This window comes from Nonomuraea sp. KM90, assembly GCF_052246675.1.
Lineage (GTDB): Bacteria > Actinomycetota > Actinomycetes > Streptosporangiales > Streptosporangiaceae > Nonomuraea.
The window spans coordinates 255,832-265,662 of record NZ_JBQQCB010000006.1 but is presented as its reverse complement, the minus strand read 5'-3'; the positions used below and the strand labels follow the sequence as shown (position 1 = coordinate 265,662).

10 protein-coding genes are annotated in these 9,831 nt (G+C 72.5%); 4 read left to right on the top strand and 6 right to left on the bottom strand.

What is annotated here, in order from left to right:
- The coding region (locus ACTWPW_RS10410; RefSeq protein WP_443168547.1) for a serine/threonine-protein kinase at nt 1–1,184 on the bottom strand (1,184 nt) is incomplete at its 3' end.
- Nucleotides 1,185–1,347: 163 nt separating this feature from the next.
- Between ACTWPW_RS10410 and ACTWPW_RS10405 the strand changes: the two genes are divergently transcribed.
- The gene (locus tag ACTWPW_RS10405; protein ID WP_375115729.1) at nt 1,348–1,938 is read left to right on the top strand and encodes an isochorismatase family cysteine hydrolase; all 591 of its coding nucleotides are present in this window, start codon (nt 1,348–1,350) and stop codon (nt 1,936–1,938) included.
- Complete coding sequence (locus ACTWPW_RS10400) at nt 1,938–2,675, top strand: SDR family NAD(P)-dependent oxidoreductase (RefSeq protein ID WP_364132816.1); 738 nt, start codon at nt 1,938–1,940, stop codon at nt 2,673–2,675. The genes ACTWPW_RS10405 and ACTWPW_RS10400 overlap by 1 nt, the downstream gene beginning before the upstream one ends.
- 12 nt (nt 2,676–2,687) lie before the next feature.
- On the opposite strand, the gene ACTWPW_RS10395 is transcribed toward ACTWPW_RS10400, so the two are convergent.
- Nucleotides 2,688–3,845, bottom strand: coding sequence for a serine hydrolase domain-containing protein (locus tag ACTWPW_RS10395; protein ID WP_443168546.1), 1,158 nt, complete (start codon nt 3,843–3,845; stop codon nt 2,688–2,690).
- A gap of 30 nt (nt 3,846–3,875) precedes the next feature.
- Between ACTWPW_RS10395 and ACTWPW_RS10390 the strand changes: the two genes are divergently transcribed.
- Entirely contained in the window at nt 3,876–4,784 is a 909-nt protein-coding gene (locus tag ACTWPW_RS10390) for a cyclase family protein (RefSeq protein WP_364132776.1), read from the top strand.
- Here the strand turns inward: ACTWPW_RS10390 and ACTWPW_RS10385 are convergent.
- A complete protein-coding gene (locus ACTWPW_RS10385; RefSeq protein WP_443168545.1) occupies nt 4,762–5,925 on the bottom strand; it encodes a cytochrome P450 in 1,164 nt (387 codons plus the stop codon). The two genes, ACTWPW_RS10390 and ACTWPW_RS10385, sit on opposite strands and share 23 nt — an antisense overlap.
- A gap of 98 nt (nt 5,926–6,023) precedes the next feature.
- On the opposite strand from ACTWPW_RS10385, the gene ACTWPW_RS10380 reads away from it, so the two are divergent.
- Nucleotides 6,024–6,656: a TetR/AcrR family transcriptional regulator gene (locus ACTWPW_RS10380; RefSeq protein WP_443168544.1), complete on the top strand. Its 633-nt coding sequence runs from the start codon at nt 6,024–6,026 to the stop codon at nt 6,654–6,656.
- On the opposite strand, the gene ACTWPW_RS10375 is transcribed toward ACTWPW_RS10380, so the two are convergent.
- The 3 genes from ACTWPW_RS10375 to ACTWPW_RS10365 all read right to left on the bottom strand — a co-directional run bounded on the left by ACTWPW_RS10375 (nt 6,641) and on the right by ACTWPW_RS10365 (nt 9,718).
- Nucleotides 6,641–8,134 (bottom strand): AMP-binding protein, encoded by a 1,494-nt coding sequence (locus tag ACTWPW_RS10375; protein WP_443168543.1) that lies wholly within the window; start codon nt 8,132–8,134, stop codon nt 6,641–6,643. The two genes, ACTWPW_RS10380 and ACTWPW_RS10375, sit on opposite strands and share 16 nt — an antisense overlap.
- A 12-nt stretch (nt 8,135–8,146) precedes the next feature.
- Nucleotides 8,147–9,205, bottom strand: coding sequence for an LLM class flavin-dependent oxidoreductase (locus ACTWPW_RS10370; RefSeq protein ID WP_375115734.1), 1,059 nt, complete (start codon nt 9,203–9,205; stop codon nt 8,147–8,149).
- A 198-nt stretch (nt 9,206–9,403) separates the two neighbouring features.
- Complete coding sequence (locus ACTWPW_RS10365; protein ID WP_375115735.1) at nt 9,404–9,718, bottom strand: hypothetical protein; 315 nt, start codon at nt 9,716–9,718, stop codon at nt 9,404–9,406.
- Nucleotides 9,719–9,831: the final 113 nt, after the last annotated feature.

Here is a 9,831-nt window from a genome sequence, read left to right as displayed (position 1 = left end):
GGTGGCGGCGGCGCGAGGGTCGTGGGCGTGCGGCGGGGGGTGGCCGGGGCGGACGTCCGGCCGGGGGCGGCGGGGGGTTCGGTGGTGGGCGCGGGGGCGGCCTGGGTCTCGGCCCTGGGAGGCGGCATCAGGATCGCCCCCGGCCCGGGAGGCATCTGGCCGCCGGACAGGATGATGGCGATCAGCGCCGCCACCACCGTCGCGCCCGCCACCCACAGCTGCGGGGGCAGCCTGGGCATCCGCCGTACCCGGTCGCGCAGGCCGGCCATGGCCGGAGCCTCGCGGTCGGTCCTGGCCAGGGGGAAGCGGAGGGCGAGCAGCGTGGCCTGCTCCGCCAGGTGCCGCCGCCCCCGCTTCTCCCAGTCGGGGCCGTACCCGGCGACCGCGTCCTCCTCCAGCTCCGCCGCGAACTGCCGGGCCGAGGCGTACCTGGTCGCCGGGTCCTTGGCCAGGCCCTGCCGGAGCAGGTCGCGCAGCGTGTCCGGCGCCACTTCCAGCGGCACCGGCTCCACCAGGTGCTTGTCCCGCAGCGCGGGGACGTCCGGCTCCTCGTCCCGCTCGCCGTCCGGGCCCTCCTTGTACGCCCGGTAGGGCGGCCGCCCCCTGACCGCCTCGAACAGCACGCACGCCGCGGCGTACACGTCGGCAGGCGGCCCCGCCCGCTCCTGCGTCCACAGCTCGGGCGACATGTACGCCGGGCTGCCCGCCGGCACGCCCGGCTCCTCGGCGTGCACCACCACGCCGAAGTCGGCCAGCTTGCCGGTGCCGTCGGCCTGGACCAGGATGTTGCCCGGGTTGACGTCCCGGTGCGGCACGCCCTTCTCGTGGGCGGCGGCCAGGGCCAGCAGCGTGCTCTTGACCAGCGCCAGCGCCGCCTCCGGGCTGGTCCGGCCGTGCTCGGCCAGCAGCGTGCGCAACGACACGCCGTCCACCAGCTCCATGACCACGGCGGCCCTGGTCGGGGTCTCCACGTACTCGTACAGGCGCACCACGTTGGGGTCGTCGAGCTCGACGAGCTCGTGGGTGTCCGACCGGAAGCGGTCCATGAACTCGGCGTCCCTGCGCAGGGTGGCGTTCAGGTACTTGATGGCCACGTACGCGCCGGTCGACTGATAGGTGGCGAGGAACACGCGGCCGGTTCGGCCGGCGCCGAGCTGGCGCACTTCACGGTAACCAGGGACCAAGTCGTACCCCCATCAGGCAGCCGTCTTGGATTCGACGGTCTCACCCGGGGTTCGGGTTGTCACGACCGCAGATATTTCGCCCCGCGTTAATGCGAGTTGACGCTGAGTGCCGGTGTTATGCTGCCCAAGCAAGCGCTCGGCTAAATAGCTGTGGAGGTCGCCGGTGGGGCGCGTGGCGGTGCTGGTCATGGAGATGCAGCGGGGCGTAGTCGGCGATCGTACGAAATTTCCGGAATTGGTGGAGGCGTGTGCCCGCCACGACGTGATCGCCAACGCGGCCCGCCTGCTCCAGGCGGCCCGGCAGGCCGGGCTGCCGGTGATCCACTGCACGGCCGCCTTCCGCCCCGACCGGGCCGGCTCGCACGCGGCCAACAGCCCGTTCATCGTCTCCCTGCTCAAGGACCCGGACCACATGCTGGAGGGCACGCCGGCCGTCGAGGTCCTGCCCGAACTGCGGGACGGCGGCGACCTGGAGAGCCGGCGCCATCACGGCTTCTCCCCGTTCACCGGCACCTCCCTGGACATGACGCTGCGCTCGCTGGGCGTCTCGGCCGTGGTCGCGCTCGGCGTCTCGCTCAATCTGGGCATCCCGGGCCTGGCGCTGGAGGCGGTCAACCTGGGCTACCGGGTGACGGTGGTCACGGACGCGGTCGCGGGCATCCCGGAGGACTACGCGCGGGGCGTGCTGAAGCACACGATCAGCCTGCTCGCCACCCGTACCACCACGGCGGACCTGGTCGAGGCGTGGCAGTGATGGACGGGCTGCGCCTGGACGGGCGCGTGGCGGTGGTGACCGGGGGAGCGGGCGCGATCGGCGCGGCCATCGCCGCCGACCTGGCCTCGCTCGGCGCGCAAGTGGTGATCGCCGACGTGGACCTGCCGAACGCCGAGAAGGTGGCGGCCGGCCTGCCCGGCGCGCGGGCGATGGCCGTGGACCTGGCCTCGCCGCCGGCGGTGGAGGGGTTCGGGGGCGCGGTGGGCGAGGTGGACGTCCTGGTGCACAACGCCGGGGTGTCGATCGTGGAGCCGTTCACCGAGAGCGACCCGGCGGGCTGGGACCTCATGTGGCAGGTCAACCTGCGCGGGCCGATGCTCCTGACCAAGCTGCTGCTGCCGGGCATGCTGGCCAGGGGGTGGGGGCGGCTGGTGTTCGTCTCCTCCGACGGGGCCAGGGCCGGCTCGGGCGGCGAGGGGGCGTACGCGGCGACCAAGGCCGGGCTGTTCGGCCTGGCCAAGACGCTCGCCCGCGAGGCCGCCAGGGCGCACGTCACCTCGAACGTGGTCTGCCCCGGCCCCACCGACACCCCCATGCTCCGCCGGGTGTCCGCGGCCGAGCCGGGGCTGGTCGACAAGATCGCCCGTGGCATCCCGCTGCGCCGCCTCGGCACGCCCGCCGACGTGGCCGGGCTGGTCGCCTACCTGTGCACCGATCGCGCCGCCTACATCACCGGGCAGATCCTGTCGGTGAGCGGCGGCGTGACCATGCACTGAGCGCCCATGACCTCACAACGAGTCGTAGACCGCCTGCACCAGGCGCAGGCCGCGCAGGTTGCCGGAGATGGCGTCGGCCATCTTGTTCATGACGTAACCGATCGCCAGGCCGCGCCCCGGGTCGCCCAGGCCGAGGGAGCCGCCCATGCCCGAGTGGCCGAACGCGGTGGGCGACGGCATCGGGAAGGTCAGCGACGGCCGCATGAAGCCGAGCCCGAACGAGGTGTCCAGGAGGAGGACCCGGTCTGGGCCGTTCACGCGGGGGCGCATGGCGTCCTGGAGCGTCTCGGGGCGCAGCAGCTCGCCGCCGACCAGCGCGCGGTAGAACCCGGCCAGCCCTCTGGCGGTGGTGACCACGCCGGCGGCCGGCCAGCCCGCGCGCAGGACCACCGGGTTGTTCGCGCCGCCCTTGAGCAGGTGCATGCCGGGGTTGCCGAGCGCCCGGTTCATCAGGCTCTGCGGGTCGAGCGCCGCGCGCGCCATCTCGGCCAGCACCTCCGGCGGCCGCCCACCGGCGGGGGTCTCGGTGACGCCGGGCCCGGGGCGCTCGCCGGCCTTGAGCCGCGCCGTACGGGCGATCACGGAGTCGGGCGCCCCCACCCACAGCTCCAGCTCCAGCGGCCCGGCGATCTCGGCGGCCACCAGGTCGCCCACCGACTTGCCGGTCACCCGCCTGATCACCTCGCCCACCAGGAACCCGTACGTCAGCGCGTGATAGCCGTGCGCCGACCCCGGTTCCCAGAGGGGCGCCTGCCCGGCCAGCCGCGCCGCGATCGCCGGCTGGTCCTCGAACTCCTCCACCGGCACCGGCTCCGCCACCACCGGCAGCCCGCACTGGTGGGTGAGGAGGTGCTCGACGGTGACCGCCTCCTTGCCGCCGGCCGCGAACTCCGGCCACACGTCCGCGACCGGCGCGCGCACGTCCACCAGCCCCCGCTCGGCGAGCTGCAGGAGCACGGCGGCGGTGATCGCCTTGGTGCAGGAGTAGGCGAAGGCCGGCGTGTCCGCCGCCCAGGGCCGCCCGGTGTGCCGGTCGGCGATCCCGTCCCACAGGTCGACCACCGGCTCGCCGTCCAGGTAGACGGCGAACGCGGCGCCCAGCTCCTCGCCGTCGGCGAAATGCCGCTCGAACACCTCGCGCACACGAGAGAACCGCGGATCGCAGTGCATCGGACCTCCGGAGAGAAAGGGAGCGCTTACTTGGTTCACGAGCCTAACAACTGGGGACGATTCGGCCCAGACGATCAGCGTGGCACCCTCAACCTCCTCACCCCGGCCGTGGTCCTCGACGCCTTGCGCAGTGCCACCACCGGCGAGGTGCTGAGCCTGGCCATGCCGATCAGGGGCGCCACGTCCTCACCCGCCCCCGGCACGGTGCCGCACCTGCCGGGCCGCCCGCTGCCGCAGCACTTCATGTCCGTGGACGGCGGCGACTACGCGGCGGGCGCCCGGCCGATCGGCGCGGGCCTGCGGGTGGCCGACGACGCCCTCGTCGTCACCCACCACGGCACCACGACGCACATGGACGCCCTGTGCCACATGTGGTCGGGCGACGAGCTGTACAACGGCCATCCGGCCGCCCGGGTCCGCTCGTACGGCGCCACCCGCTGCGGCATCGAGCACGTGGGCGGGGTGGTGGCCAGGGGGGTGCTGTACGACGTGCCCCGGCGGCTCGGCGTGGACCACCTGCCGGCCGGCTACCGCGTCCCGGCCGGGCTGCTGGAGGAGCTGGCCACGCCGCGTCCCGGGGACGTGGCGGTGATCCGTACGGGGTGGCCGGTGGTGTGGGAGCGCTCGCGCGAGGAGTACTGGTCGGGCCAGCCCGGGCTGTCCGCCGAGGCGGGCCGCTGGCTGGCGGCGCGGGACGTGGCCGTGGTGGCCTCGGACAACGCCGCCATCGGCGGGCTCAACGCGAAGGGGCTGGCCGACGAGCCGCTGGAGGACGACCTGCACCTCGTGCTGCTGCACCGGCACGGCATCCACCTGATCGAGATGCTCTGGCTGGAGGAGCTGGCGGCGTCAGGACGCACGGAGTTCGTGTTCGTCGCGGCGCCGCTGCGGATCGAGGGCGGCACCGGCAGCCCGCTCACCCCGCTGGCGATCCTGTGATCGCAGGCCAGGTGACCGGGAGGCGGGCGACCCCGTACACGGCGGCGTCGTGCTTCAGCGGCACCTCCGTGGCGGGGACGGCCAGCCGCAGGCCGGGGAAGCGCTCGAACAGCGCCCGATAGCCGATGTGCAGCTCGATCCTGGCGAGCTGCTGCCCCAGGCACTGGTGCACGCCGTGGCCGAACGCCAGGTGCCTGCGGGCCTCCTGGCGGCCGGGGTCGAGCGCCTCCGGGTCGTCGAACACGTCCGGGTCCCGGTTGATCAGCGGCAGGGAGAGCGCGACGGTCTCACCCTTCCTGACCAGCGTGCCCGCCACCTCCACGTCCTCCGTCGCGGCCCTGCTGGGCGCGCCGAGGTGCACGATCGACAACCAGCGCAGCAGCTCCTCGACCACGCCCTCCTCGTACGCGCGTCCCGCCTCCAGCAGCGCGAACACGCCGAGGGCCAGCATGTTGGCGGTGGTCTCGTGGCCCGCGACGAGCAGGATCATCGCGGCGTTGACCAGCTCCTCGTCGGTGAGCTCGACGGTGAGGCCGCTGATCAGGTCGTCGCCCGGCGTGGACCGCTTGCGCCGTACCAGCTCGCCCAGGTAGCCGGCCAGGTCGGCCATCGCCTTGGCGACGTCGCCGTCCGCCCCGACGATCTGGAGGCTGCGGTCCTGGAAGAACTCGTGATCCTCGTACGGCACGCCGAGGAGCTCGCAGATGACCACCGACGGGATCGGCAGCGCGTAGGCGCTCACGAGGTCCACCGGCGGCCCCGCTGCGGCCATGGCGTCCAGGTGTTCGGCGGCGATGCGCTCGATGCGCGGCTCCAGCACGCGCATCCTGCGCAGCGTGAACTGGCCGGTGAGCAGGCGTCGGTAGCGCGTGTGCTCGGGCGGGTCCATGGCGCCGAAGAACCCTGGCGGCGCGGGTTGCCCGGTCTCGCCGGCCGTGGTGAACCGCAGGGCGGCGTGCTTCAGCTCCCGCCGCGCGCTGAACCTGGGATCGCTCAGCACGGCCCGGCCCGCCGCGCTCGTGGTGGCCAGCCAGCCCAGATGGCCGTCGGGGAACTCCAACCGGCTCATCGGCGGCAGGCCGCGCAGCTCGCCGGGCGGGTCGAAGGGGCATCGCGGATCGCGTTCCATGGGAAGTCGCATAAATTTGAGAGTAGACTCCCAATTGAGAGTTGTATAGCGAAAGATGGTGATCTCTCGTGAGTGGACGCGGACCGCCGTACCCCGGAGAATGCGGAGTCATGAGCGACCGACCGGGCCTGCGCGAGCGGAAGAAGGCCAAGACGAGGGCGTCGATCCAGAAGGAGGCGCTGCGGCTGTTCCGCGAGCAGGGCTATTCGGCCACGACGGTCGAGCAGATCGCGGAGGCGGCGGAGGTGGCGCCCAGCACCGTCTTCCGCTATTTCGCGACGAAGGAGGAACTGGTGATGGTCGACCAGTTCCCGCCCTTCGTCGAGGCGCTCCAGGAGGTGCCGCCCGAGGTGGGGCCCGTGCCGGCCGTACGGATGGCCATGCGTGCCGTGATCGAGGCGCAGACGCCGGAGGAGCGCGCCGACAGCCTGGAGCGCGAGCGGCTCATGCTCACCGTGCCCGAGCTGTGGGCGGCGAGCCTGGAGAACATCACCGGCGTGGTCAGGAGCCTCAACGAGCGGCTCGCGGCGCGCGAGGGGCGCGCGCCGGACGACCCGGAGATCCGCAACGTCACGGGGGCGATCGTGGGGCTGATCATGGGGGTGTGGGTCGACTGGGTGCAGGATCCGGGCATGGACGCGCCCGCCGAGCTCGACCGCGCCCTGCTCCACCTGGAGGCGGGGCTGCCGCTGGGTCGGGCCGCGGGTCGGGCCGTGGATCGGCGCGGTCAGGCGCCCGGGTAGTTGCCGCCGCCGTGGGTCTCGTCGAGGGCGTCGTAGTCGGGGGTGAAGCCGCGCTTGGGGATCGTGTCCACGAACGTGACGTGCCGCGGCTTCTTGTACGACGCCAGCAGCGTTCTGACGTGCTCGACCAGCTCGTCCGCCGACGCCTCGGCCGCGGGCTTCAGCGCCACGACGGCCTTGACCGCCTGGTGCCAGTCGGGGTCGGGGACGCCGATGACGGCGGCGTCGGCCACCGCGGGGTGGGTCTTGAGCGCGCGTTCGACCTCGGCGGGGTAGACGTTCTCGGCGCCGGACTTGATCATGCGAAGCTTGGGGCCGATGAAGGTGATGGTGCCGTCGGGTTCGCGGCGGCCGAGGTCGCCGGTGTGGTGCCAGCCGTACGCCGACTTTTCGGCATTTAAGTCGGGCCGGGCGAAATATCCGGAGAAGAGGGTCTTGCCGCGGGCGCAGATCTCCCCGACCTCGCCCGCCGGGACCTCGCTGCCGTCCGGGGCCAGCAGCCGTACCTGCGCCAGCGGCGACGGCCGCCCCGCGAACCCGGCCCCGCCCTCCGCCAGCCCGAGGAAGGTCAGCATGCCGCCCACCTCGGTCTGCCCGTACCCGCCCATCTTGGAGCGGCACCAGGGGGAGTCGTCCACGGTGATCATGTCGTCCCACTCCGCCGAGTGGGCGACGAACCGCAGCGACGACAGGTCGTACTTGCCGCCCGCGTTCGCCTTCGTCACCGCGTCGATCATCGGCCCGAACAGGAACGCCTGCGTCACCCGTTCGGCGTCGATGAGCCGGCACGTCTCCTCGGGGTCGAAGGCGGGGGTGAAGACGTTCGTGCCGCCGATCTGGAGGGTGGCCAGGCAGAACATCATGGTCCCGACGTGGAAGAGCGGGCCGTTGTTGAGGAAGGTGAAGCCGGGCTCCATCTGGCGTACGACGAGGAGGGAGGTCGCGTGCGCCACGAGCGAGGCGCTGCTGAGCAGGGCGGCGTTCGGCCGGCCGCCGAACGCGGCGGTGTAGAGGGCCAGGACCGGCTCGGCATCGCTGACCTGGGGGAACTCCCTGAGGTCGGCGCCCGCCACCAGCTCCTGATACTCGTCGCCCGCGCGTACCCACGGCTGCCGGGCCGAGGCGCTCAGGGCCGTGGTGGCCTCCGACGGCTCCCCGACGACGGCCGCCGGGGCCAGGTCGTCGAGCACGAAGCGCAGCTCGTCCTCGGACTGCCGCCAGTTGGCCGGGCACAGGACGGCGCCCAGCCGGGAGCAGGCCAGCAGCAGCTCCAGCACCGCGTGCGAGTTCTGCCCCAGCCACAACACCCGGTCGCCGGCCGCGACGCCCAACCCGTCCAGCGCCGCCGCCAGCCGGGTGACGCGGACGTCCAGTTCCGGGTAGGTGAGCCGGACGTCACCGTCCACCACCGCCGTCACCTGCGTGCGGCTGCGGGCGTGGTCGGCGAGGACGTCTGACAGGGACAGGCTGTGGATCATCTTCGGTCTCCCTCAGGCCCTGAAGGCCGGCATGACTTCGGTCGCGAAGAAGCGCATGACCCGCTTCATGTCCTCCAGCGGCATCGGCCGGGTGCTGCCGAAGTCGCACAGGAGGTTGCCGAACCCGGCGTCCCTGAGCAGCGAGATCTGCTCGATCACGCGCGCCGGGTCCCCGATCACCTCGAGCTGCTCCCACCGGAAGTCGGGGGAGACCGTGCCGCCCTTGAGGTAACGGTCCTGGTAGTACTCGAAGCCCTGGGCGGTCCGGCCGGTCTTGGGGTCGATGGGGGCGCTGCGCTCGTTGAAGATGCGCGAGCGGTCGAACGACGCCTCGAACCTCGCCTGGTCCGCGCGGGCCTGCTCCAGGGTGGGGGCGACGTACACGCTGCGGGCCACCACCAGGTCGGCCCCCGCCGGGTGCCCGGCCTGCGCGGCCGTCTCCCGCCAGGTCTCGGCCGCCTTGACGACCTTGCGGAACGTGGCCGCCGGGTCGGCCAGGATGGGCAGGCCGCGCTCGGCGTACATGGTCACGGTCTCCGGTGAGACGGCCGCCACGTGCAGCGGCGGGTGCGGGGCCTGCAGCGGCCTGGGCACCAGCGAGACCTCGGCACCGGTCTTGTAGAACTTCCCCTCGTGCTGGTACGCCTCCTGCGTCCAGAGCCCGACGATCACCTCCAGCGCCTCGTTGAACCGGTCCCGGGCCTCCGCCAGGTCGATCCCGAACCCCTCGAACTCGAAGCTCTGGTACCCCCGCCCGATCCCCAGATCCAGCCGCCCCCCGGACAGCACGTCGACCTGGGCGGCCTCCTCGGCCACGTGGACGGGGTTGTGCAGCGGCAGCACCACGATGCCGGTGCCGAGGCGCAGGCGGGAGGTGCGGGCGGCGGCGTGGGCGAGCATGGTGAACAGGTTCGGTACGACGCCGTAGTCGCGGAAGTGGTGCTCGGCCAGCCGTACCCCGTCGAACCCCAGCTCCTCGGCCAGCTCCATGAGCTCCAGGTGGTAGTCGTAGACGTCCTTGAAGCTCTGGCCGTCGAAACGGTGGAAGAGGTGGAAGGTCGAGAACTTCATGCGGCGGCCCCTCAACGGTAAACCAAGCGCTCGCTTGGGAGCGTACCACAGCCACCCCCGCAACCCGCCGCTCGCTTCGGTGCCCGCCCCAATCCTGGTTACCGGCTGAGCCGGCGGGACCCCGCCCTGAATGGGCCTTCGCGTGGGGGCGCTTCGCGCGTGGGGTGGATCCGGATCAGACATCCAGATTCACCCCCGTCACATGGTGCCGTCCCGGTAGAAGCTCAGCCCGGCATGCTCGGGGTCGGTGTAGACCTTCACCGTCCCGTCGGGGTACGCCGCGAACGGCAGGACGACGCCGTCCGGACACGGATGCAGGAACATCAGGGTCGAACCGACGACGACGAACGAGCGGGCCATCGGCGTGGCACGCTCGGTGCCGTGTTCGGCACGCCACTGGCTCACCCGCTCGGCCGCGCCGGGCTGGTCGGCGACGTTCTCGACCTTCCCGATCAGGTCCTCGATGGCCGGACGGTCCAGGATCTCGATCTGCAGGTCCCGCGGTTCTCCCATTGGCGTGCTCCTTGGCTCGTTCGACGCGGATGCCGGTCAGTTCTGGATGGCGGCGAAGGCCAGGCACGCGAGGGCCAGGAGCAGGGCGACGGCGACCGTCATCCGGGTCATGT

What these genes read in the sequence shown, in the direction of transcription:
- ACTWPW_RS10380 (WP_443168544.1), top strand. Translation starts at nt 6,024, where the DNA reads ATGAGCGACCGACCGGGCCTGCGCGAGCGGAAGAAGGCCAAGACGAGG.
- ACTWPW_RS10400 (WP_364132816.1), top strand. Translation starts at nt 1,938, where the DNA reads ATGGACGGGCTGCGCCTGGACGGGCGCGTGGCGGTGGTGACCGGGGGA.
- ACTWPW_RS10385 (WP_443168545.1), bottom strand. Translation starts at nt 5,925, where the DNA reads ATGCGACTTCCCATGGAACGCGATCCGCGATGCCCCTTCGACCCGCCC.
- ACTWPW_RS10395 (WP_443168546.1), bottom strand. Translation starts at nt 3,845, where the DNA reads ATGCACTGCGATCCGCGGTTCTCTCGTGTGCGCGAGGTGTTCGAGCGG.
- ACTWPW_RS10375 (WP_443168543.1), bottom strand. Translation starts at nt 8,134, where the DNA reads ATGATCCACAGCCTGTCCCTGTCAGACGTCCTCGCCGACCACGCCCGC.
- ACTWPW_RS10370 (WP_375115734.1), bottom strand. Translation starts at nt 9,205, where the DNA reads ATGAAGTTCTCGACCTTCCACCTCTTCCACCGTTTCGACGGCCAGAGC.
- ACTWPW_RS10365 (WP_375115735.1), bottom strand. Translation starts at nt 9,718, where the DNA reads ATGGGAGAACCGCGGGACCTGCAGATCGAGATCCTGGACCGTCCGGCC.